The 23,945-nt window shown below is 44.7% G+C and carries 17 protein-coding genes; 4 read left to right on the plus strand and 13 right to left on the minus strand.

What is annotated here, in order from left to right; translation table 11 throughout:
- Positions 1-47: 47 nt before the first annotated feature.
- From JGK07_RS28885 to JGK07_RS28900, 4 genes are all read right to left on the minus strand, one after another.
- Positions 48-620, minus strand: a complete 573-nt coding sequence (locus tag JGK07_RS28885) for a hypothetical protein (protein ID WP_293179776.1) — start codon at positions 618-620, stop codon at positions 48-50.
- A 7-nt stretch (positions 621-627) separates the two neighbouring features.
- Entirely contained in the window at positions 628-1,062 is a 435-nt protein-coding gene (locus JGK07_RS28890) for a hypothetical protein (RefSeq protein WP_293193047.1), read from the minus strand.
- Positions 1,063-1,107: 45 nt separating this feature from the next.
- Complete coding sequence (locus tag JGK07_RS28895; RefSeq protein ID WP_293193045.1) at positions 1,108-2,148, minus strand: ABC transporter permease; 1,041 nt, start codon at positions 2,146-2,148, stop codon at positions 1,108-1,110.
- Positions 2,149-2,409: 261 nt separating this feature from the next.
- Positions 2,410-2,922: an adenine phosphoribosyltransferase gene (locus tag JGK07_RS28900; RefSeq protein WP_293212581.1), complete on the minus strand. Its 513-nt coding sequence runs from the start codon at positions 2,920-2,922 to the stop codon at positions 2,410-2,412.
- Between the two features lie 196 nt (positions 2,923-3,118).
- Between JGK07_RS28900 and JGK07_RS28905 the strand changes: the two genes are divergently transcribed.
- Positions 3,119-4,285 (plus strand): pyridoxal phosphate-dependent aminotransferase, encoded by a 1,167-nt coding sequence (locus JGK07_RS28905; protein WP_293179767.1) that lies wholly within the window; start codon positions 3,119-3,121, stop codon positions 4,283-4,285.
- 171 nt (positions 4,286-4,456) lie between these two features.
- Here the strand turns inward: JGK07_RS28905 and JGK07_RS28910 are convergent, their stop codons facing one another.
- Both JGK07_RS28910 and JGK07_RS28915 read right to left on the minus strand, forming a co-directional pair.
- Positions 4,457-5,230, minus strand: coding sequence for an RNA polymerase sigma factor SigF (locus JGK07_RS28910; protein WP_293179764.1), 774 nt, complete (start codon positions 5,228-5,230; stop codon positions 4,457-4,459).
- A 725-nt stretch (positions 5,231-5,955) separates the two neighbouring features.
- A complete protein-coding gene (locus JGK07_RS28915; RefSeq protein WP_293179762.1) occupies positions 5,956-6,801 on the minus strand; it encodes a photosystem II manganese-stabilizing polypeptide in 846 nt (281 codons plus the stop codon).
- A 399-nt stretch (positions 6,802-7,200) separates the two neighbouring features.
- Here JGK07_RS28915 and JGK07_RS28920 point away from each other — a divergent pair, with 399 nt between their 5' ends.
- The gene (locus JGK07_RS28920; RefSeq protein WP_293179759.1) at positions 7,201-7,563 is read left to right on the plus strand and encodes a hypothetical protein; all 363 of its coding nucleotides are present in this window, start codon (positions 7,201-7,203) and stop codon (positions 7,561-7,563) included.
- A gap of 66 nt (positions 7,564-7,629) precedes the next feature.
- Here the strand turns inward: JGK07_RS28920 and JGK07_RS28925 are convergent, their stop codons facing one another.
- From JGK07_RS28925 to JGK07_RS28945, 5 genes are read right to left on the minus strand one after another with little or no spacing between them, the layout of a single operon-like run.
- Entirely contained in the window at positions 7,630-7,758 is a 129-nt protein-coding gene (locus JGK07_RS28925) for a hypothetical protein (protein ID WP_293275184.1), read from the minus strand.
- Positions 7,759-7,762: 4 nt separating this feature from the next.
- Entirely contained in the window at positions 7,763-9,226 is a 1,464-nt protein-coding gene (locus JGK07_RS28930) for a calcium-binding protein (RefSeq protein ID WP_293291154.1), read from the minus strand.
- A 34-nt stretch (positions 9,227-9,260) separates the two neighbouring features.
- The gene (locus JGK07_RS28935; protein ID WP_293179753.1) at positions 9,261-9,485 is read right to left on the minus strand and encodes a hypothetical protein; all 225 of its coding nucleotides are present in this window, start codon (positions 9,483-9,485) and stop codon (positions 9,261-9,263) included.
- Between the two features lie 20 nt (positions 9,486-9,505).
- Positions 9,506-10,867 (minus strand): response regulator, encoded by a 1,362-nt coding sequence (locus tag JGK07_RS28940; RefSeq protein ID WP_293179750.1) that lies wholly within the window; start codon positions 10,865-10,867, stop codon positions 9,506-9,508.
- A 12-nt stretch (positions 10,868-10,879) separates the two neighbouring features.
- On the minus strand, positions 10,880-13,639 hold the full coding sequence (locus JGK07_RS28945) for a hybrid sensor histidine kinase/response regulator (protein WP_293179747.1): 2,760 nt from the start codon (positions 13,637-13,639) through the stop codon (positions 10,880-10,882).
- Positions 13,640-14,051: 412 nt separating this feature from the next.
- Between JGK07_RS28945 and JGK07_RS28950 the strand changes: the two genes are divergently transcribed.
- Positions 14,052-14,270 (plus strand): hypothetical protein, encoded by a 219-nt coding sequence (locus JGK07_RS28950; RefSeq protein ID WP_293179744.1) that lies wholly within the window; start codon positions 14,052-14,054, stop codon positions 14,268-14,270.
- Positions 14,271-14,450: 180 nt separating this feature from the next.
- On the opposite strand, the gene JGK07_RS28955 is transcribed toward JGK07_RS28950, so the two are convergent.
- Together JGK07_RS28955 and JGK07_RS28960 are read right to left on the minus strand one after the other, a co-directional pair.
- Positions 14,451-19,895 (minus strand): ATP-binding sensor histidine kinase, encoded by a 5,445-nt coding sequence (locus tag JGK07_RS28955; protein WP_293225742.1) that lies wholly within the window; start codon positions 19,893-19,895, stop codon positions 14,451-14,453.
- A gap of 165 nt (positions 19,896-20,060) precedes the next feature.
- A complete protein-coding gene (locus JGK07_RS28960) occupies positions 20,061-21,047 on the minus strand; it encodes an AEC family transporter (protein ID WP_293197240.1) in 987 nt (328 codons plus the stop codon).
- 249 nt (positions 21,048-21,296) lie between these two features.
- On the opposite strand from JGK07_RS28960, the gene JGK07_RS28965 reads away from it, so the two are divergent.
- The gene (locus JGK07_RS28965; protein ID WP_293225740.1) at positions 21,297-23,828 is read left to right on the plus strand and encodes a VWA domain-containing protein; all 2,532 of its coding nucleotides are present in this window, start codon (positions 21,297-21,299) and stop codon (positions 23,826-23,828) included.
- Positions 23,829-23,945 lie beyond the last annotated feature (117 nt).

Below are 23,945 nucleotides of genomic sequence, written 5' to 3' on the forward strand. Positions count from 1 at the left end.
ATGGCTGGTGCAATGAGAAGTTGTTCGGTGATGGTGCGATCGCACTTTTATGGTAATTTATCGCGCAGGAAAAGCCAAGTGTTGAGTTTTTCATCTAAAACATATTTATCACTCTCAGAAAGTGCTGCAATAACTTTCAATCGATTTTTAAGTTTTCTTAACTCGCGAATTTCTGCAATAGGTAGCGTTTTCCAATTAGCAACCTTTTTTTCGACATCTTCCTGCGACTCTTTGATGTTATCCCAAAACCATTCTAAAATTAAGTTAACATCGAGAACAGAATCATCGGAAATTACTTCCTGTTTTTCGATCGCCGCAGCCCGCAACATCATTGAGGAAATCGTAAAAGACTCGCCACTACCTGGTTTTTTGCGATCGGCATCATCGGCTAGAAGATCGTAAATTGCGATCGCGACTTCTGCCCATTTGCGATCGCACAAACCAGAACCATTTTCACCTTTTCGAGCCTTAGCGGAGGAAACATCGGCTAATAATAGCCAGTTAAACCCTTGTGGTTGGGTGGTTTGACCTGAAAATATGTTTTTCACCCAAATCAGTACAGATTCGGCATTTTGTTCGAGAATGCGATCGAGGGATATTGTCGTAGGAGATTGAGTCATAATTTATCTACTCCACATATTCGATATCAGCATTACTTGTATCAACTCCTTGCTGCCTAAAGGCTGTAATTCCTACTTCTAAGCTCTCTGAATTGGGTCTAAAATGCCCGCTGTGATTGCTGATTGTTAGCAAAATATATAAACCGTTGCTGCCGACTATCTCGGCTTCTCCCGCAGCCAAAACAGGCTGACCGCGAGTTATAACCGTATGGTAAATTTCATTGTTAACATCTAAAAATTTCGGAATTACAAGGAGTTCTGGGTTTGTTGTCACTGCCCATTTGACAGTCCCTTCATTAATTATATCGTCAAATCCTGCTTCCCCCACTTTAATGGGCCTGATGCCTAACTCATCTGCCGATCGAAGTTCATCATTTAGCGTCGCGGGGGACTGATTGGAAAAGCGAGGGCTAGGAACATTATTTGAAAATGATTGTGTCACAACAGAATTTAACGAGAATCAAATTTATAGTCAAATATGATTCTATCACTTCAAATCTTCCAATTTAATCCTCGGATCGATCGCCTTCAGCAACAAATCCGCAAACAAATTACCAACAATCAACATCGTAGCGCCCATCATCAAACTCGCCATTACCAAATACAAGTCTTGATTGTTCACCGCTTCCAAAGTCAGCTTACCCAAACCAGGCCAATTAAAGAAAAATTCCGCAATAAACGCACCGCTCAACAAACTAGCAAACTCAAAACCTAATAACGTCACCAACGGATTAATCGCATTCCGCAGAGCGTGAATGTAAATTACTCGATTGTCCGGCAAACCTTTAGCCCGTGCAGTTCGGATATAATCTTGACGCAGCACGTCTAACAATTGTCCGCGCATCAATCTTTGTAAGCCAGCAAAACCTGTGACGCTGAGGGCGACTGTTGGCAAAATTAAGTGCCAGCAATAATCGAGGATTTGACCCCACCACGGTAAGTCTGCATGATCGATGCTTGTCATTCCTCCGACTGGGAAAAGGGGCGAAGTATTTTGAGCAAAAAATAGCAGCAGCAAAGCTGTGATAAAGCTGGGAAAACCCTGGCCCGTGTAGCTGACTACTTGCAAAACCCGATCGACAGTTTTATTCTGATTAACGGCCGCGACAATTCCCAAAGGCAGTGCGATCGCCCAAGTTACAATCAAAGATGCGATCGCCATCAACAACGTCGCCGGTACTCTTTCCCACAGCAGCGACGCTACGGATCGCTGATACACAAAGCTCGTGCCAAAATTCCCCTGTGTCAGAATTTGTTTCAGCCACAGCCCATACTGCACAATCGCTGGTTTATCCAAGCCGAATTGCTGTTCGAGTTGCTTGAGTGTTTCCGGCGAAATCTTCGGATTTTGACTCAAAGTATCTAAGTAATTTCCTGGTGCGAGCTCAATAATTGCAAAACACAGAGCCGATGCTAAGAATAGGGTTAAAAGTGCCTGCAACAGTCGTTTGACAACATAAGTAAATGTCTCGCTGCCAAATAAAGAATTCAACATTCGCCAGTTTCGATTAGATTTAATAGAAGTCATACCATTTTAGATTTTAGATTTTAGATTTTAGATTGAGAATTTGGGATTTTTGATTGATTAATTGTTTGTGAAGCATCGATCGCAGCTCATACGATCCCTATATGTTTGCAGTAATGACAGAAGTCGTGGCTTGCGGGTTTAAGAATGCGGACTAAAGTCCTCACTACAAACCTCTTTTATTACGGTCAATTGATCGGACAATTGACAATTGACAACTGACAACTGACAACTGTCAACTGTCAACTGTCAACTGACTACTGACTAATATTCGACTAGCGAGACGATCGGCACATCCGGCAATTTCTGCCTCCCGCCCAAAGCCAGCAATTCAATCACAAAAGCAAAACCGACAAGCTCGCAGCCCGCTTGCTGCAACAAATTAGCCGTCGCGGCCGCTGTTCCGCCAGTGGCGATCAAATCGTCCACAACCAGCACCCGGCTGCCGGATTTCATCGCATCTCGGTGCATTTCCAGTCGATCGACACCGTACTCCAACTCGTACTCAGCAAAAAGAACTTCTCCAGGCAGTTTTCCCGGTTTGCGGACAGGAATAAAGCCCACTCCCATTTTATAAGCCAAAGGCGTGCCAAAGATAAAGCCCCGCGATTCCATGCCCACCACATAGTCAGCAGACATTTCAGAGCATTTTTCAGCTAAACTGTCAATAGTGTAGCTCAGTCCTTGCGGGTTGCAGAGCAAAGTTGTAATGTCTCGAAACATAATTCCCGGCTTGGGGAAATCAGGAATGTCGCGAATCAGAGATTTGAGATCCATAAGCTTGCAGATCGGCGTTGAGGGTAACGAGGCATCAAAAATGCTACAATCATAACGTCAATCGATTTTAAATTTTAGATTTTAGATTTTAGATTCACTATATGTAAACAAATGTCATAATTTCCTAACGACAGGGTTGAATATCAAGATTTGTCAACCTATGATCTAAAGTCAAAAATATAATATCTAAAATCCAATGATCAAGTTGGCAGCACGAGTGGGTGAGGTTCCTCCTTCCATAACCTTGGCGATCGCAGCTAAGGCAAAAGCTATGAGGGCCGAAGGGATTGATGTATGTAGTTTGAGCACCGGAGAACCCGACTTTGATACCCCCGAACACATTAAAGCGGCGGCAAAGCAAGCTTTGGATGCGGGGAAGACTAAGTACGGCCCGGTGGCTGGGGAAGCGCAGTTGAAAGCTGCGATCGCCCGCAAACTCCGCAACGACAACAATCTCCACTATCAACCGGAAAATATCATTGTCACCAACGGCGGCAAGCACTCCCTCTACAATCTGATGATGGCTCTGATCGAGCCTGGAGATGAAGTAATTATTCCGGCTCCCTACTGGCTCAGCTATCCAGAAATGGTCAAACTCGCCAGCGGTAAGCCCGTAATTGTACGGACAGATGCTTCTACAGGATATAAAATTACACCGGAACAACTGAGTGCAGCGATTACTCCCAAAACCAAGTTATTCGTGCTGAATACGCCTTCTAACCCGACGGGAATGGTGTACACTCCAGCGGAAATTAAAGCGCTGGCCCAGGTGATAGTCGATCGAGATATTTTAGTCGTTTCTGACGAGATTTACGAAAAAATTATATATGACGGCGCCAAACACGTCAGCATCGGTTCCCTGGGCAAAGAAATCTTCGATCGCACCATCATTAGCAGCGGTTTTGCAAAAGGTTACTCAATGACAGGCTGGCGGATTGGCTATTTGGCCGGGCCGATCGAATTAATTAAAGCCACCAGCACCATTCAAGGACACAGTACCTCAAACGTGTGTACTTTTGCACAGTACGGCGCGATCGCAGCTTTGGAAAGCAGCCAAGAGTCTGTGGAAAAAATGCGGTTAGCTTTTGCCGATCGGCGTGAAGTAATATTTGAATTGCTTGAGGCGATCCCTGGAATTAGCTGCATCAAACCAGACGGCGCTTTCTATATGTTTGTCAATATCAGCAAAACTGGAATGACTTCTCTGCAATTTTGTGATGCTTTCTTAGAACAGCATCAAGTAGCAGTTATTCCAGGGATTGCGTTTGGTGCAGACGACCACATTCGCTTGTCTTATGCCACCGATTTAGGCACAATTAAAAAAGCTGTAGAAAGGCTCGATAAATTTGTCCGAAGCATCTAAAAATTAGTCAGTTGTCATTTGTTAGTTGGCAGTAGTCAGTTGGCTGTTGGCGGTTGTCAGCAGTCATTAGTGCGAGCGTCCCCGCTCGCGAACCTTATCATTAGTCAGTAGTCATTAGTAGTAACTGCTTTCCTCTCAACTGTCAACTGTCAACTGTCAACTGTCAACTGTCTAAAGCTGTTTGGTCATAATTTCCTTTAGCAAATCCAGTCCCTTCTTGACTCGCCGAGAAACAGTCACCGCGCTGATACCCAAGCGTTCGGCCGTTTCCTTCTGCGTCAAATCGTACAGAAAAACAAACTCCAATATCTCCCGAGTCCGTTGTTCCAACATCGCCAAAGCTTGCTGTACGCGAATTTGATCCTCTTGCGCCAACTGAAAACTCCGATACTTGCTATCGGGCACCAATTCTCCCAGACAAGTCGCGCCCTCATCTTCATCTTGCACTGGCGCGTCTAAACTTAAAGGCGATCGGTTGAGATGCGCTAACTTAATTTCTTGCCATTCTGCCACAGAAACCTCAAGCACTGCTGCTACTTCAGCATCCGTAGGTTTGCGGTTGAACTGTACCTGCAAATCCTTGATCGCTGCGACAGACTTGCGTTCCAGGGCCAACCAGTGGCGGGGAACTCGCACAGAAGGGCTTTTGTCCCGCAAGTAGTGTTGAATTTCGCCGCGAATGTAGGGAATTGCAAAGGAACTAAAAGCGTGTCCCTTCGAGATATCAAATCGCTCGATCGCCCTAATCAACCCAATACACCCAACTTGCTGCAAATCATCGTAGCTTTCACCGCACTGATTGATCCAGTGGTAAACTTCTTTTCGCACCAGTCCAATATTCAGTTGAACTAACTGATTGCGGACTTCATTCGAGCCAGAATGTTGGTACTCGCGCAACAATTGCAAATTTTCGCTTTTTAGCTCGTTGGGGATTGTGGTAGACATGGTTGCATAAAGGTTGGTAGAGCAGGGGACTGATGTTGCTTTAGACCTAGTTTTTAATCTAGTCTAAAAAAATTAATCTTGCTGTGGTGTAATCCTAGCACTTATATATCTGTGACAGCAGACACACCAGTCAAAATTTGGGACTGTGCATGGATTTGAGGGAATTAGTCAATTTTAAATTTTAGATTTTAAATTTACTCCACAGATTAATTTAGGAGCTTCTATTTGGGTCTAAAATTTGGCGATCGACTTTAAGCGATCGTCAGGGCTTCCGTTTTTGGTCGGGGTCATCCCAGAAGTGTTCAGCAAAATCCGTATTTTACCAGAAAGAATTGGTTGAAAGCCCGCCCGCCTAATCGGGAGAAATTAAAATCAGACTATTCATTACTCCAATCCTCTTACTTCTAGGTAGAGGTCGCTCTTAAACTGTCAACTGTCAACTGTCAACTGTCAACTGTCAACTGTCAATTGAATGATGTTTATTTTTCACACCATATTGTAGTGGCAAATTTGTTTAAACGCAATACTTCAATTAATCAAAAATCCTAATTTAATAACTGGCAACTCAATAACACTTTAAGCATAGATTTAGTCATTAGTCAACAGTCTTCAGTTATCTTTCTAAAGACTGTTGACTAATGAAAGGCGAGCAGTAGCTTTAGGACAAAAAACTGCTCAAGTTCGTTGGCGAAGCCCTCGCAGAGGATCGATCCAGAAAGACAATTTTACGAAACAGAAGGCTCAATCCGAGCGTAAAACAAACCACGAATTTTCACGTCCAGAGCAGGTCTAGCTCCCAAATCAGTATCAGAAGGCTGCACGCTTTCAAAAATCCCCCCAATTTCGCCAGTAGCGCTGTTGACCTTAGCAATTTGGAGAGAAATTTTGCCAGCCTTGGTACGGGTGTCAGCTAACTTAACATTAGAGCGTTTCAGCTTGGAATTGTCAGTAGCCGGCAACGCGACAGCATTGTCGTAGCCCGTCGATACACCGCGACCTTTAGGATCTAAAAAGCCTGCGCTGCGGTAAGAAGGAACGTTAAATTCCCCTTGAAAATCGGTAGAAGTATTGAGCGCAACGACTCCCGGATCGGAAGTAGCCACTAACTCTTTAATGGTGAACAAGAAAGGTACTTGCTCTCCACCCGGTAACTGAACTGTAATTGCTTGAAAGTCCAAGCCGTCCTCTTCTGTAAAAGTCAGAGTACCGTCATTACCAACCTTGAGCGTACCTTGAACTTGGTCAATGCTCGACGTGAACCGTGTCAACAATTTACCAGGCACAAATTCTGCCTCTTGGCGTTTGTTGGCTGCTTCTTCCTTCACAAAGTAAGTTGTGGGCTGCAAACACATACCAGCCAGTTTATAGGTGCCACCCGCTTCAATGGGGATCGATCCCCGAGAAGTTTCTGCCAAGCTAGGGCAGTTATTGGCCAATCCTGTACCTCTAATCTCGTCGTAGGTGAGCAACTCGGTAGTCGCCACCGTCGTATCAGTAGGAGCAGAAGAACAAGCAACCAGCGCACTCATGCAAAATGCTAAAAGTGCAACAATTAAAGCACGATATTTCATTTCCAACCTCAATATCCAACATCGGATTATATTAAGAAAAAGCCCTAGTTCGAGCAAAATATAATTGCCCGCCGGCAGGCTAGGCCAGCGCCATAGCAGCATTTAGATCCAGATCGCTTGCTTCACCGACACTGGCTTTCACTCAAAAAATCGAGCTAGTGCGGTGAAAATAAGCAAGAACTTATGATTTCTCAATCATGTTCGGATCGCAGCCCAATACACATGGTACGACGGGTTGTGCTCTTTTCCTGACTTGGATTGGAAATAAATCTTGCGATCGTCAACCCACTTAAGTTACGTTGCTTATTGGCCCCGAATGGCGATCGCCACTAGCTCGATTAGTCGGCTCACCAAAAGGCTGGGGACAAACGCCTTGTAGATTTCAAAGGAAGCAGCGGTATGGACAACGGCAAAAATTTAGAGTCAGAAAAGTTGCAGTCTCAACTGCAATCGCTGACAGAGGCGATTCGGACTTTAGCCGAAAGTTGTCAGGGAGACAGTGTGCTGCTTTTGACCCTGCTGCGGGCCCTGGAAGCTTCGCACCAGGAAATTCGGGACGGTTTGTTCCAAGCATCTTTTCCCGACAACCGCCAAGCAGTTTACAAACTGCTCAGGAATATTGAAGCCAATGGCGGCTGGCCTTACATCCAGCGTATGAAACTTCGATCGATCTTGGGGTACGCCCAACAATTATCTCCACTAGAAGATGATCCGGCCAAGTCTGAAAATGACTCGGCCGGGACTGAGGAAGACCTTAAATAGTGATGAGTTTTGAGTTTGTGACGTTGACATTAACTCAAAACTCATCACAGAAGGGCGCTGTTGCACCTAGAACCCGAAAGGTGTAGGAGGTACGGGTATCGGACTCGGCAGCATCGCAGGAAATACCGGCATCTGGCCGGGCATCGGCAAAAGTCCTGGAGTAGGCGTCGGGGCGATCGACTTAATAGACACCATTGAATCAGGTACGGTAACAGTCGGCGCAGTCGGAATCCTCGAAACCGTCGGAGTTGGAGTCGTAGTCGTCGGAGTTGGAGTCGTAGTCGTCGGAGTTGGAGTCGTAGTCGTCGGAGTTGGAGTCGTAGTCGTCGGAGTTGGAGTTCGTCGGAGTTGGAGTCGTAGTCGTCGGAGTTGGAGTCGTAGTCGTCGGAGTTGGAGTCGTAATCGTCGGAGTTGGAGTCGTAATCGTCGGAGTTGGAGTCGTAATCGTCGGCGTTGGAGTCGTTTCCGTTCCCGTAGTAGTCGTAGTAGTCGTAGTCGTAGTCGTCGTAGTCGTCGGCCTGGGGGAAAACGTCCCACTCACACTGATAAAATCAGTGGCATCGATCAGCGCCGACGGAGTGTTGACCAAAATTGCTAACAGCTTCCCGTCGATCGTAATTACCGTATCTCTGAGATTGGCACCATTACCTTGGCGAACTTGCAATTGACTGAAAGATAAACTGCTCGGCAGCCCAAAGAAATCCTCAGCCTCATTGTAATCAGTAATTAAAACCAAACTTCCCGGGCCGGCTCCCAATCCAAAAATATCACTGCCGCTACCGCCAGTTAGAGTATCGGAACCCTCACCTCCAACCAGAGAATCATTACCCTCTGCCCCAAATAAATTGTCATTGCCAAAACTACCCAAAATTGTATCGTCGCCCAGACCTCCGGCCAAAGAATCATCGCCAAAACCGCCGTCGAGAACATCATTACCTTTGCCACCAAATAGGAAATCATTACCTTCATCTCCCATGAGGCAGTCGTCACCTTGATCGCCGCGAATGGTATCCAAACCGCTGCCACCAGAAAGTGTATCGTCAGCCTTGCCGCCGAATAGTTGGTCGTTGCCGGATTCTCCCAAGAGCGAATCTCTGCCAGCATTGCCATACAAAGTATCGTCACCGTCACTGCCGGCCAAATAGTCGTTGCCATCAAGGCCAAACAGTTGATCTCGCCCGCTACCGCCGTTGAGAGAATCGTTCCCAAAATCCCCGTAGAGATAGTCATCATCACTATTTCCGAACACGGAATCGTCGCCGTCATTCCCTCTGAGGGTATCGTTGCCAGTACCCCCGGCAATCACATCATTGCCTCCGTTACCACGAACCAAGTCGTCCCCTGCATCTCCCAACAAGCTGTCTAACCCGTCGTTGCCATCGAGAGTATCGTTACCCAAACCGCCGCGAACCGAGTCGTCCCCATTGCCACCGGAAAGAAAATCGCGGCCTTGGTTGCCAATGAGCTCGTCATTTCCTTCACCCCCAAGCAGCGAATCTGCTCCATCGCCTCCGAGAAGCTGATCCTTGCCTGCGTCGCCCTCTACGGTATCATCTCCATTCGCGCCCAGCAGTGTGTCATCGCCATCTAAGCCGCGAATTCGATCGCCCTGCGGAGTACCTAGAATAAAGTCGTTGCTGTCCATGCCGATCAGGTTTGCCATAGGGGATACACCGCTCCTCAATAAAATAAATTGTTTAAAGTATGTCAATCGCCTTCGTGACAAGGGATTGCTGCTCGCCTACGTTAGCATAGTTGAGATTTTGGCAATCTGGCGCAGGAGTGCCGGAAATTTTGCCAGTGTCTGGAGTGGTGGCAAATAGGTTCGATCGTTCGCACTTAAAGTCCAATCGCAAAGCAGAAGAGCTTAAAATCGCGATCGTCAAGAATGACGAATGTTCGCTCGGGGGGGACGATCGCACTTCTGACCAATGACCAATGACTAATGACTTTCTTGGCTAACAGGTAACACGATCGCAAATTCAGTCCCCTTTCCCAGATAGGAATTCACCTCAATTGTACCGCCGTGGGTCTCGACCACGATTTGACGGGCGATCGCCAATCCCAACCCCGTCCCTTTACCCACTCCCTTAGTGGTAAACAGGTGGTCGAAGATGCGATTTTTTACCTCGGACGACATTCCCTTGCCGTTATCGGCGATCGTAATTTTGACGCTCTTATCTTCTAAAGAGGTAGTAATGACAATTCGATTGGGAGCCAGTTGAATATCGGCATAACTGCGTCCGAAATTTGATTCATCCAGAGCCTCGATCGCATTTGCCAAAATATTCATAAATACCTGGTTTAACTGTCCGGCATAGCATTCTACCATAGGAATTTTACCGTATTTTTTAACAACTGCTATTTCCGGGCGATTTTCCGACGCTTTGAGGCGATGTTTTAAAATTAAAATAGTGCTATCAATACCTTCATGAAGGTTGAAAGGAATGGGGAGCTCGCTATCGGCACGAGAAAATGTCCGCAAGCTCGTGCTAATGTCTTTAATCCGGTGCGCTCCTTCTCGCATTGAATCAATTAACTTCGGTAAATCTTCGCGGATGTATTCAAGATCGATCGCTGCTATTTCTTCTTGAATTGCCTCGCTGAAACTACCAGATTCTTGCTTGACTAAATCGAGCAAGCCAAACAAATCTTTGATGTAGTCTAAAGCGTGTTGAATGTTGCCGCTAATAAAGCCAACCGGATTGTTAATTTCGTGGGCAACCCCAGCCACCAAGTTACCCAAAGCTGACATTTTTTCGCTTTGTACCAATTGTAATTGAGCAGAGTGAAGTCGATCGTATTGTTGTTTCAATTCTTGATTAGCTTGCTCTAATGCCTGATTCATCGACTGGAGTTGGCGATTCTGTTCGGCTAGTTGTTGAGCTTGTAGAGAATTTTCCTGTTTCAATAGTTTTTGTAAGCGACTGAGTTCTAAATGAGTAGAAATCCGAGCTAAAACTTCCTCTGCTTGAAATGGTTTCGTGATGTAGTCCACTCCACCTACACTAAAAGCTTTCACCTTATCCATCATTTCATCCAAAGCACTGATGAAAATCACCGGAATATCGGCAGTTGATTCGTTAGCTTTGAGATGTTGACAAACTTCGTAGCCATCCATTTGTGGCATTTGAATATCCAGCAAAATCAAACTAGGAGATGATTGTTCAATAACTGCTAAAGCTAACTTGCCGCTGGGAAATGCTCGCGTCAGGTAGCCCTTTTCCTTGAGAAGATTGACAAGCAGATGTAAATTGGCGGGTGTATCATCAATAATAAAAATTTGACCTTTACTCTCGTTCATATTTTACTCCTTTTAGGATATAGCAGCCGCAATTAAGTTCAAAATCTTCTCATATTCAAAGTTATGCAAACTCTTCCCGAGTTCCTCAGCTAAAAACCGATCGCGATTAGCTATTTGTTGCACCAACTCAGCCATCAACTCCTCATCTGAAAACATCACTGCCTCTTGTAGTTGAGCTAATATATCCCTGGGAATTTCTGCCAGCGTCTCTACATTTAAAATTACTTTGGGAGTTTTTATTTTCTCATTTTCATGACTTAAATCTTCATAAACATATTTCACTCCTATCTGCTTATTCATGGCAATAAATATTTCTTGCTCTCGAAACGGTTTTCTCAAGAAATCATCGCAACCCGCCGCTAGTACCACGGCTCTCTCTTCTTCTAATACGCTAGCAGTTAAAGCAATAATTGCCGTTGCTTGACCTTTAGTGTAAGATTTAATTGTTTTAGTCGCCGTGTAACCATCGATCACAGGCATCCGCATATCCATCCAAATTAAATGTGGCTCCCACTCCTGCCAAATAGCCACTGCTTCTTGTCCGTTACAGGCTTCCTGAAGTTCAAATCCCAAGGGAGATAGCAGTTTAATTAATAACTGACGGTTTGTCGGTTTGTCGTCCACAATCAGAATCCGATATCGCGGTTGATTTGGCTCTAGAGCTATGATGCGCCGAGTCGGTTGCTGGGCGACAATATCGCTGGCTTCTACCTCAGTAAGTTGAATATCAAACAGGAAATTCGTGCCTTGTTCTACTACACTTTTTACTGTAATATCTCCCCCCATGAGACGCACGAATTGGCTGCTGATAGGCAAGCCCAAACCCGTACCTTCTTGAGCTTGTTTTCCGGTTTCTGTTTGCGTGAAAGCTTCAAACAAATTCCCAATTTCTTCAGGCCCAATCCCGGCTCCTGAATCTTCGATTTCAAAATGTATGGTGTGGGTTTTGTCGGCAGTTTCTTTAACGGTTACTCTGACGGAAATACCTCCTTCTTGAGTAAATTTGATGGCGTTGTTAATGATGTTAATCAGCACTTGACGCAATTTCACGTCATCGGTACGGACGTAGCGAGGTAGATGGGGTGCTGATTCCATGAGTAACTGCAAACCTTTCTCTTCTGCCTTCATTTCAAACATATCGTGTATGTCCTCAAGTAGCCGATGCAAGTCGAAGTTTTTTTGGTTGAGAGTGGTTTTGCCTGCTTCGATTTTAGACAGATCGAGGACGTTGTTAATTAGGGTGAGCAGGTGTTCGCCACTGCGAGAGATGATGCCGACACTTTCTTGATGTTCGGGAGGCAGAGTTTGAGAGCGAGTCATGATTTGAGAAAAGCCTAGAATGGCGTTGAGGGGAGAGCGCAATTCGTGGCTCATGTTGGCAATAAATGTGCTTTTTGCCTGATTGGCTACGTCGGCTTTTTCTTTAGCTATTACTAATTCTGCTGTTCTTTCTTCTACTCGGTGTTCGAGTTCATTGAAAGAGGTTTTGAGTTGTCCTGCCATCTGATTGAATGAGATAGCTAATTCTCCTAATTCATCAGCGCGATCTAAATCTACAGCCTGACTTAAATCTCCTCGGGCAATAGCTTTAGATGCTTGATTGAGGCGGCGAATTGGTTGTGTCACCCATCGAGCAGTGACAAAACAGACCCCAGTTGCTACTATTAATGCTGCCATGCACAACAGTATAGTTGTCTGAGTATTGGAGTTAATTTGCTCCATGAAATCTGCTTCTGGAACTACTACAATTACTAACCAATCAAGTCCAAAATCATCTTGGAAGGGCATAACTTGAATAAATTGTAGCTGACCAGAGATGGTGAATTCTAGTTGTTGTTCCTGTTTTATATTACTCAAATTGTCAAATTTTTTGGTTAAACTTTGAGCAGTTGCGCTAATTAACTTATCCTTACTGTCTAATGCTTTAAGGCGTTGGGGTTTTGCATCCTTTTGATTTTCTAATGTAAATAGCTGCTGTTTGGTTGAACTTGCTACTAAAAATCCAGATTTTTCGATAATAAAAACCTGCCCTGACCGACCGATTTTGAGATTATTTAGAAATTGACTAATAGCTTTTAACGAAAAAGTAGTACCAATAAAATATTGAATTTTTCTGCTATCATTATAAACAGGCGATATAGCAGTTATCTGCGGTTGGAGGCTAATAAATTCAGGATAAATTTCACTCCAAGCCTGCTTTCTTTTCCGTTCGTCATTAATGAACCAAGGTCGGATATAAGGATTAAATTTTGTGGTACTTTTTTCTAGATTTTCCGTGCGATTTCCCCGAGCATCTATTTTGGAAAAATAAGGGTAAAAGCCTGTATTACTGTTACTCATATAAAATTGCAGTGAATTATCTTTAGCCCTCCGCTCAATTCCAAATAAATCTCCTTGCGCCGAACACAAAGAAATCCAGCTTACATAATCAAAAAACTGCATTTGTTGCCAAAGTAATCGATCGGCTTTTGGATTCTGTTTCTTCAAATCGAAACTCAATTCCCTGCGAGCAATCGCATCTGCATTCAGCCTGTTAATCAGAAAAGGTTTCTCTAGATAATTGTCCAGATACATTTTGACTCGATCGCTAACTTCGCTTCGCAGTTGAGCCGCTACATCATTAACAGCTTTCTGCCCGTTACGCAAGGACAGATAGCTAACCAATCCTACAGCAGCAAATATTTGCAGTACAAAAGGCACAATTAAGACTGTTCGCAGGGAAACTTGCCTGGAAGTTTGAGAAAAAATGTAATTTAACTTTTTGAGTGTCACGATCGCTTACAAGTTGCTAGGATTACTAATTTGATTTTTTTCAAGGATACTCTAAAATTTGGTATTTCGTTCTTGATAGCCAGCAGTTTTCAAAGCACCAGAAAACACAGACAAGTTAGTAGCGTTGTCATCCACGATCGAGATAAACGGTTGGGTTTGGCATGGCATGGGTTTCGGCTTCTATTAAGCGAGGTAGTTTTGGATAAATGTTCGCAGTTGTGGCTCTTCATTACCTTTTATGCTAATTTATTAATTAAACATCATAAATTGCCTGTAAAATCAACGATTCTAGTGGATGGTCGCGAAAGTCAGCACCTCAAATGATAGCCATAACGAATAGACTTATTGACCAGAAAGGGTTTCAGCCAACTTCACGGACACTTTTAGCATAACAAGTAATGAAGAGCCGCAGTTGTTTGAGTTCGCAAGCTTCAGCAAGGCGGATAACTTCTCGGCTAAAAGCCGTCGCATTTGCATCCTGAAGTTCCCCGGCGACTTCGATATCTTCGATCGCCTCGCCCGAACAATTTATATAGATCCCAACTCGATCGATATTTTAACTTGCGGTTGCTGGTATTGTAAACGATCGGGAATTACGCAGACGCGATGGAAAACTGGGTTTTTGACTTGACATTTCAGGACGCATTTCGATCCGCGATCTGCAGTAGATTGCTGGTTTCTGAAGTACATTCAATAGCCTGTAGGGACACGGCATTGCCGTGTCCCTACCTCTGGTATGTCCCGAACATACCTGAAAAATGCTGTAATTTACTTGATGTTTAACATTCTAGGCATCAACTTGTCAAAAATATTATCCCGCATAAATGGGAAGGGTAATGATAAATTCTGTACTTTGTCCTGGAGTAGAATTAACTGTGATATTACCGCCATGTTTTTCGACAATAATTTGACGGGCGATCGCCAATCCCAATCCCGTGCCTTGCCCCACAGCTTTTGTGGTAAATAAATGGTCGAAAATCCGCTCTTTTACCTCGGACGACATTCCCTTGCCGTTATCGGCGATCGCAATTTTCACAGATTCACCTTCTACCATTGTGCGAATAGTAATCCGATTTGGATTGTTTTCAATTGCCGCAAAACTTCGTCCATAATTTGATTCATCTAGGGCATCGATCGCATTGCTGAGCAAATTCATAAAAACTTGGTTCAGTTGACCGGGAAAACATTCGATTTGAGGCAGATTTCCGTAATCGGTGACAACTTCGATCGCCGGACGGTGTTCGTTAGCTTTCAGCCGGTGTTTGAGAATTAAGAGCGTACTGTCAATGCCATCATGAATATTAAAGGGAACTTTGTAGTCTTTGTCAGCCCTGGAGAAGGTGCGGAGGCTGGTGCTGATGCCGCGAATGCGATCGCACCCTACTTTCATTGATGACAGCATCTTGGGCAAATCTGATAAGGCATACTCCAAATCAATATCCTCAGCATCTTGTTCGATTTCTTTGCCGGGATTTGGCAGCTTTTCTTGATATAATCTCAAGTGGTTAATCACATCTTTGATGGTAGTCGTTGCTTCGTCAATATTGCCGTTAATAAAGCCGACAGGATTGTTGATTTCGTGGGCGACTCCGGCGACGAGATTGCCCAAGGCGGACATTTTTTCGCTCTGTACGAGCTGTAACTGGGCTTGTTGCAAGTCAAAGAGCGATCGTTCTAATTTTTGGGCATAAGCTTGAGATTGTTGGTACAAGCGGGCATTTTCGAGCGAAATCGCTGCTTGGGCGCACAACATTTGGATGACTTGAGTGCGATCGCCAGTAAATGCCCCAATAGTCAAGTTATTTTCTAGATACAGCAACCCAATTAATTTACCTTGATGCAAAATCGGCCCGCAAAGAAGACTTTTGGGTTTTTGCTCCATCAAATACGGCTCTGCCATAAAATCGTTTTGTGCTGCTGCATTATCCAAAACAACAGTTTTCAAAGTGCGCTTGACGTAGTTAACCGCAGCAGCAGGAACCTCTGCACTAGCTGACAGCGGCACAGACATTGAGATGACATTTTCCTTGATAGAGGCGACAGCTTCGACTGCGAGATTCCCCTGCTTAACCAACAGCAGAACTGCTTTTGTAGCCCCGGCATTTTCGAGCAACACAGACATTAGTGCCGCCTGCAATTTTTCTAATTCAATTTCACTCGATAGAGCTTGGGAGGCTTTAAAAATAGTGTCTAAATCTAGGGCTTCGGAAATACTACTGCTGCTAGATTGAGTTGTTTGGAAGGTTTGATGTAAAACTGAGGATTGATTGATGGTTTGTAGCCGAATTTCGCTGATTGCAGAACGGTTTTGTTTGGTCTGAAATATGGGAGCAAGAAGTTCGGGATAGCGTTGTTCTAAGTCATCAATTTTGGCTTTTGCACCCCAGCGTGCATAACCGTAGTAGGCATTTGCCAAATAATCCTGGGCAATTTTTTCTTTACCCCAGTCTAGATAAAACTTGGCAGCAAGTTCGTTGGCGAGGGCTGCTTCATAGCCATACTCGTGAGTCTGAGCTTGGGCAATAGATTGGTCATACAAATCGATTGCTTCTGATTTTTGCCCGTTGAGCCGGGCTTTTTCTGCTTGGATCAAAAGGCACTTATGCTCAATATTTTCTGGACAATCTTGCTGCCAACGGGTTAACCGTTCTTCCAGAGGTAAGATGGCTTGCCAATGGGACTGACGCTCAGCAGCATCGTCAGCAATCTCAATCAGTGCCAAGTGCATGAGTATGACATAAAAGACACTGGACGGCACTTTGGCATGGCTGGGAACAGTTTCCTCAATGATGTGGAGTTGAGGAATTAATTTTGGATAGGTAGCTTGTTGATTGAACAGGAAAGCATGACGAATTTTGACCGAATAAAACCATGCCAAATGATAGGGCGCGTCGTGATATTTTTGCAAATACTCTGCTTCACTGAACCCTTCATCATCAAAGCTCAAGGGGGTGGTTGTTAACCCCAGAAGATGACGAATGGGTTGCAGCACACCAACGGTGAGGGCATCGAGATTCTCTAAACTTTTAATCTGACGAAGAAACTCTGTATGGGTTTGGGCGATCGCATACAGGTCATTCAAGTTTTTGCCATAGGTCAACCGATCGGAGCCACTTTGGATGATCGTGAAGCCTACGGTCAGCCAGTTCCCAGCATCCATCCCACACTTAAAAGCATTGTCATAGTAGGTATCGGCTGCTTGCAGGGGACGACTCCAACTATGCACATCGGCAGCAAACAGGAAATTGGTCATCCCCCGCACATCAGTATTATCAAATTGTTCACAAAGTCGTATCACTACATTACCAAATTGATAAGCTTGGGCAGCATCTTTGAGTAAGGCATTAGCGATTAGACCGTAACCCACATAGCCAAAGGGAGACATATCGCTGTTGCCGTGCTGTAACGACAAAGTTGTCATCTTAGCTAGTGCAAGTAGCGCCAACGTAGATTGACCATCCAGCCATGCTGCATAGAACAGAATTTGTAATATCCTCAACATTTCTGCAATGGTGTCATTCGTCATCTTTGGCAAACCAAGAATCGATTCAATTGCTTGCTGTTCTAAGAATTGATTGACCGCAGCAATTTGTTCATCGAGGCTGGCTTGGATGCTTTCTGGTTCTATGGGCATTCCCCAGCCCAGCAGTTGGAGGCTTTGGCGTTGAATGGCGATCGCTTCTTTATTGCGACCCTGAAGTTGGTATTGAGTCATCTGCACCCGATAAATCACCGCTTTGTCTAGGGGTGTTTGGGCTTGGGTCAGGGTGACCGCATAGAGTGTTTCTGCTTGGTCGAAATTACCACAGAGATAAGCGGCTTCTGAGGCATCTCGATGTAGGGCGTAGGCTAATTCATAGTCTACCTGCCAAGACTCAGCGGCTAATAAATCAATGCCAATTTCACAATAATTCTGAGCCGCTTGATAGGCGGCTGAAACTTTTGCCTTTTGTCCAGCTTGCAGATTTAACTTAGCCAGTTGGTATTTCTGGACTGGATTGGAGATCGTCGTTCTCCCTAAATTCAGTTGATTAACGATCTCAAAAATCTGTTCAACTTGTTCCTGCGGAGACAGATTCTTTAACAGTAAGTGACCAATTTTCCAGTGTGACTGTTGTTTTTGGTCATCGGGAATCAGAGAATAGGCGGCTTGTTGGATGCGATCGTGCAAAAATCGATACGTTGGATTGACAGACTCCGGATAAGCTGACTGTTCTGTACCTTGAAAGAACTTATAGACTTGGCTCGTCGGTAGAATTAAGCCCTCTTGCAATGCTTTCCACAATGCAGTTGCGGCATCGGTTTGAGACTGCTCAGAGACGATCGCCAACGTCCCCAAATCAAACTGATTACCCACACAAGCCGCTAATTTGAGTACCTGTTGTGTCTCCAAGGGCAATTTCTGCAATTGCACTGCCATAAACTCAACAACATCATCAGTAAGCGCCAGCGCATTCACTTGGGCAATATCACATTCCCAATAACGGTGATCGCGATCGAACATGATGCAGCCCTCTTCATACAGAGCTTTAAGAAACTGTGTCGCAAAAAAGGGATTACCTTTCGTTTTGCGATCGATTAACTCCGTCAGCGGTTGAGCCAGTTCCCTCGAACAATTCAATGTATCGGCAACCAGATGATTGGTGTCATTAAACGCCAACGGTGCCAGAGTAATTGTGTTAACGATCGCGTTCGCTTTTCTGATTTCTTCTACGGTCAATATAAATGGGTGGATGGGTGAAACTTCATTGTCTCGATAGGCTCCCAACATCAGTAAATAGCTATTGTCACTCATCAATAGTTTGATCAACTGAAGTGAAGCCGAATCTGACCACTGCAAATCATCCAAAAACACCACCAGCGGATGCTCTGCGGTGGTAAAAACTCCAATAAATTTTTGGAATAATAAGTTAAATCGATTTTGTGCTGCACTGCCTGATAGTTCTGTTGCTGCGGGTTGCTCACCAATAATCAGTTCCAGTTCGGGAATTACCTCAATTAAAACTTGTCCGTTGTCTCCAACTTCTGAGAGAATTTTAGCTGTCCACGTTTGCAATTGAGCGTCTGATTCTGATAGCAATTGTCCCATTAAATCTCGCAAGGCTTGGACAAATGCTGAAAATGGAATATTGCGGTTAAATTGGTCGAATTTCCCTTTGATGAAATAACCCCGCTGCCGCACAATTGGTTTGTGGACTTCGTTAACTACAACTGTTTTCCCAATCCCGGAAAAACCAGCTACTAACATCATTTCGACCCCCCTCTGTCCCCCCGAGGTTCGGGGGGATGCAACCCGATCAAAGGCTTCGAGTAGGGTTTTTACTTCGGTTTCTCTCCCGTAGAGCTTCTCTGGTATGATAAAGCGATCGCACAAATCCCTCTGGGCTATGGCAAAACTTCCAATTTGACCACTTTCTTCTAGTTGACTCAAGCACAATTCTAAATCAAATTTTAGTCCTAAGGCGCTCTGATAGCGGTTTTCAGCATTTTTGGCCATCAATTTGCTGACAATCTCCGAGAGTACCTGCGGGATTTCCGGCTTAATTTCATGCAGCGATGGCGGTTGCTTGGCAATATGACAGTGCACCAATTCCATCACATCGTGGGATTGAAACGGCAATTCTCCCGCCAGCAATTCATAGAAAGTCACGCCCAAAGAGTAAAAATCAGTGCGGTAGTCAATGCCGCGATTCATCCTTCCAGTTTGTTCGGGAGACAAATAGCCGAGTGTCCCTTCCAGCACGTTAGGATTCATCAGGGTTTGAGTTTCCCTGGGCAGCAAAGATGCGATGCTAAAGTCAATTAGTTTGAGTTGTTTTGTTTCTGGATTAATTAAAATATTGGCGGGTTTAATGTCTTTGTGAATGATGCGGTGGCGGCAGAGTATATCTAATGTACTGCTGATGTCGATCGCCATTTGCAGAAAATCCCTCAAATTCGGCGCAGTTTCCGCTTGTTCCCTCCATTCCTTCAGAGAGATTCCTCCGAAGTCTTCCATTACCAGCGCATAGCTGTTTTGGTAAGCTTTTAAGCTGTAGGTTTCGATGATTCCGGGTAAATTGAGGTTTTTGGCGATCGTATACTGATTGCGAAATTGCACGAGTTCGCTAAAGCTGGGATACTTGCTGCACAAGACTTTGATGGCGACTGGCTGTTTGTCGCTAGTACGGAAACCTCGATAAACTAGGGTGCGAGTGCCTGAGTAAATGCGATCGACAATTTCATAACCTGTGAATGTAAAATTTTCAGTTGTCATACTTTGATTATCTGCCTCATCCGTAGGCTATTTGTAGCTTAACAGAAGGGAATAGAGTTCCAACTTCCATGATTGTTAAGTAAAATGAACATGACATAGATCGCTCAATTGTTGTGATTCATATCACTAAAACAACGCGCTGCTTAAACTAATCAGATTCTATTTTCATGAAAAACTAAATAGCAGCATCCAGATTGGAATAGTGAATAATAACGTAACGCAGCCAATGCCGATCGCAGTTACGGTCAATTCGCGATCGAGATTAAAAACTTCAGCCAGCAAAGTAGTACCAAAAGCCGGAGGCATTGCCATTTGCAGCACCAGCGAAAGCCGCGGCGCGCCCGTAATGCCAACAAACGTTAAACCCGCGCCAAATACCAAGGGAATTAACAGCATTTTAATTGACAGACAACTCAAAACTTGTTTGAGATTGTGCAAAGAATTCAACTTGCTCAACTGCATCCCGATCGTAATCAAAGATAAACTAATTACAGCCCAAGCACCTGTTGTTAACAAATCTTCGATTGGTGCCGGCAGTGGCCAATTGCGCGAGACAAATCCCATACCCAGAGCCCACAGTGCCGGATTCTGCAAAATTGCCCGCAGGGGACTTAACCAATGCTGGTGTAGATGGCTGTTACCGCAGCCAGAGGCGATCGCAATTCCGAGTAAATTGATTGCCGTACCAGTGCCCAGCAAGTCGTAAAACAACCCCCAAGCAAAGTGTTCCGGGCCCAACAAAGACAAGGTGATCGGAATGCCTAAAAAACCCGTATTACCAAACATCGCCGCTAATAAAAAACTGCCTTGAGTCGGCAAACTCCAAGCAGTTTTGGCTTCCGAGGTATTTTTGCCTGGATTAATAGTCTTGAGACGTTCCTCGCCCCAGCCGAAATTTATCGCAATCCAAGCAAGTCCGCCACCCGCTAGAATTGCCCCGCAAGCTATCAGCGGTGCAATCAAAATAGGACCAGACAAATTGGCGCGCCGGATAAAAGCAACAATGCTCAGCGGTGTGCCAAAAAAGAACAGAAACTTGGCTAAATAAGTAGAATAACTTCTCGGTAGCAGGCGGCCGAGAATGAATCCAAACGCTACCCATCCGATTAGATTTAGATAGAGTTTGAGCAGCGGATTTGCTAAATTAAGCATTATTGATTAAATATTTTAGGACTGGCGCGGGTGGTCAGAAACCGGGTTTTTACGAAAATATTTCGTTTTTACCCGCAGATTCGGTAAAAAACCCGGTTTCTGTGGCCTTGATGCACACTACTTTTGGCAACTGTTGCTAAGCATTAATGCTTATTTAGCCTAGCAGATAATTTTCCTCAACAGGCCTTGACACCGACAAAAGGGCGTGTCAAGATAGTGTTGAGGAATAAATCAACACGAGTGAAAAGTATGGCACGGCAAGCAAAACAATCATCTCAGGTCAAAAGTTCCAGCAGCCAAGCAGCCTCGAATAATCGCACCAAATTTACCCTCTACAATTTTGCCGGAAATGAAAAGGCATTCTATTTAGTCGATCGCCTCAATCTCGAAAGAACACCAGGCGATATCCCCGAAAAATCCGTCGCCCACAGCATCATCATTATCGATCGCTCCGGCTCGATGTATTCTGACTTAAAACCGCTGAAAGAAACCCTAGTCAAGCTTTTGACTTTAGACGAATACAACAATTACCAACTAATTGTCAGCCTCATTTCCTACGCTGACAATGGAGACGTAATTTGTCACTTCCAGCGAATTCCCATTCAAGAAGTGACGAAGATTGATTCTCAATACATCAAACAAATTAAAAATATCCAAACCGCTGGCTGTACCTGCATATCGCAGTCGATGCAGCTTGCTAAATCTCTCGTAAAAGCAGGAGAAGTGACAGCAATTAACTTGCACACAGACGGTTATGCAAATGACCCGAGTCCTAATGCCGAAGCGGCAAAACTAGCGGAAATCTGCAACGAACTTAAGGACATGGATGTGTTTGCCAACACGATATCCTATGCTTCTGCTGACTTCAAACTGCTCTCAAAAATCGCCAACACTTTATCGGGAAATTGCATCCGCGCTGGCGAAGTTAAAATGGTTTATGATGCTCTGTACGACAGCACAAAACTGTTAGGTGATTCGGTGGCGCCACCGCTGGAAGAACCGTTAATCAAGGAATACGATTATCAAGTTTTTGTTTCCAAAACTGGCAAAAAAATCAGCGGTTCATCGAGTACGCTGAAAATCTGCGGGCTGAAAGCAGACGATGCGGGACTGTTTTACAAGTATCAGCAAGTCACCAAAGATGAGTATGACAAATTAGAAGTTCCGGTTGCTCAAACTGATGAGTCGGTGTTTGCTTTTGCGAAAGCTAACCTCGCTGACGGCAATTTGAATACGGCGAAGTATGCGCTGGCGAGTACCTTCGATGCTACTTTGACGGAAAAACACGCGAAAGCTTTGACAAATGCTCAACTAGCCGAGTTTACGGAGGATTTGGAACGGGCTGTGTTTGCGCCTGATGTGTTGCAAAATCATGAAATTGGCGATCGGGTAAAAGTCAGCGATAAAATTTCCCTGCTGGAGTTGATCGAGATATTGGAGGAAAACAGCAACAGCATCATCATCAACTTGAAACACTTGCAAGAAAACTATCAGCGCAAAGGTTTGAAGCGAGTTGAAGGAAAGCGAGATGAAAACGGCAACCTTGTCAAGCCTTGGCTGAAAACAGAATTCTTAGATGGCGGCGAATACGTGCGGATGGGTTCATTTGCGATCAATCAAAATACCGCTACCATCAATATGCTGATTACCAGGAAAGTTAAACTGGTAAAAGTTGAGGATGGAAGTGCGATCGCAGAAGTGGCAGGAATTCTGGTGACAGACCTGAATACTTTCAACAACTATACCATTGTCAGCGACGGCGAAGTTAATATCAAGTCGCTGCGAACCAAAATCAGCAGCAAAGCAGTGTTTGATTTGCTCAAAAAATGCGGTGTCCTCCAACAAGACGGCTCGCCTGCGGGAGATTTTGACTTCCATTCGGAGTACGATATTAACTTAGACAGTTTGCCGCTAGTGCCGTTTGACGGACGTTACGGCAGCCTTGACGGAGTGTTTGAGGAACTCGCAAACATTAAAATTCTCTCCAGCATTCTCTCGGCTCATTTGAAGGAAGCATCCGAGAGTTATACGGCTCAACAGTTGGAAGAGTTGAAACAGCACTATCTGTCGAAAAGCCTTTATCTCAACTTTCCAACGACGACGGAGTACACAGAGTTGAAAAGTGCGATCGCGAATGGTACAGTAGATTCGCGAGTCAGCTACAAAATCGACATCGGCAGCAAAAACATCCTCAACTTCGCCAAACTGCACTCAGCCAACAAATTTCTCGATCGCCTGTACGAAGTTTACCACAAAAACACGGGCGAAAAGCTGGCAAAACCGACATTTCACATCACCTTAGATGAGCCTGTCGTCTTCGCACACAAAACAGTTTCATCCCGCACCAAAATCACCAAAGTTGACGACTTAATGAAACAAATTTTCGATGACTTTTTGGGATTGGAGAATAACGGAATTGTTAGCGCTACCTTCGCCAAAGTTGGTGCAGACAGCTTGCTGCGGCTTCTGCAAGCAAAATGGCAGGAAGAAGATGTCAAGCGAGACGAATTTGTCGCTGCTTTAACCCGTGCAAACGAGCAACTGGAAACCTACGCCGAAAAAGTGTATGCTGAGAAAGTTTCGCCGCTAGTTTTCTACATCGGTTCAACCGGACTTATTCCCGATGAAATGGAAGCGAAGGCGGCGACTGCTGAGGAAATTAATGCTAAATACGGCAACTTGCAATTCTCTAAAGATGAGCAAGAGGGGATGTTTTTTGAAGTCGGCGACTGCATAATTAGCGTGTACGCTAAAAATGAGTATTTCACGGTAGGAAAGTAGGAACAAAGGTTCGCAGTCAGGTACGTAGTTGCGCTTCAGCGCTCTTTCATACATAAGATAAAGAGCGCTGAAGCGCAACAACATACCTTTGCGGGATTATTTTTTAGGTACGTAGTT

This window comes from Microcoleus sp. PH2017_24_DOB_U_A, from assembly GCF_020738205.1.
Lineage (GTDB): Bacteria > Cyanobacteriota > Cyanobacteriia > Cyanobacteriales > Microcoleaceae > Microcoleus.

Coding starts and splice junctions, on each gene's coding strand:
- JGK07_RS28955 (WP_293225742.1), bottom strand. CDS start 19,895: ATGACAACTGAAAATTTTACATTCACAGGTTATGAAATTGTCGATCGC.
- JGK07_RS28910 (WP_293179764.1), bottom strand. CDS start 5,230: ATGTCTACCACAATCCCCAACGAGCTAAAAAGCGAAAATTTGCAATTG.
- JGK07_RS28920 (WP_293179759.1), top strand. CDS start 7,201: ATGGACAACGGCAAAAATTTAGAGTCAGAAAAGTTGCAGTCTCAACTG.
- JGK07_RS28960 (WP_293197240.1), bottom strand. CDS start 21,047: ATGCTTAATTTAGCAAATCCGCTGCTCAAACTCTATCTAAATCTAATC.
- JGK07_RS28905 (WP_293179767.1), top strand. CDS start 3,119: ATGATCAAGTTGGCAGCACGAGTGGGTGAGGTTCCTCCTTCCATAACC.
- JGK07_RS28925 (WP_293275184.1), bottom strand. CDS start 7,758: ATGGTGTCTATTAAGTCGATCGCCCCGACGCCTACTCCAGGACTTTTG.
- JGK07_RS28965 (WP_293225740.1), top strand. CDS start 21,297: ATGGCACGGCAAGCAAAACAATCATCTCAGGTCAAAAGTTCCAGCAGC.
- JGK07_RS28930 (WP_293291154.1), bottom strand. CDS start 9,226: ATGGCAAACCTGATCGGCATGGACAGCAACGACTTTATTCTAGGTACT.
- JGK07_RS28940 (WP_293179750.1), bottom strand. CDS start 10,867: ATGAACGAGAGTAAAGGTCAAATTTTTATTATTGATGATACACCCGCC.
- JGK07_RS28895 (WP_293193045.1), bottom strand. CDS start 2,148: ATGACTTCTATTAAATCTAATCGAAACTGGCGAATGTTGAATTCTTTA.
- JGK07_RS28885 (WP_293179776.1), bottom strand. CDS start 620: ATGACTCAATCTCCTACGACAATATCCCTCGATCGCATTCTCGAACAA.
- JGK07_RS28900 (WP_293212581.1), bottom strand. CDS start 2,922: ATGGATCTCAAATCTCTGATTCGCGACATTCCTGATTTCCCCAAGCCG.
- JGK07_RS28915 (WP_293179762.1), bottom strand. CDS start 6,801: ATGAAATATCGTGCTTTAATTGTTGCACTTTTAGCATTTTGCATGAGT.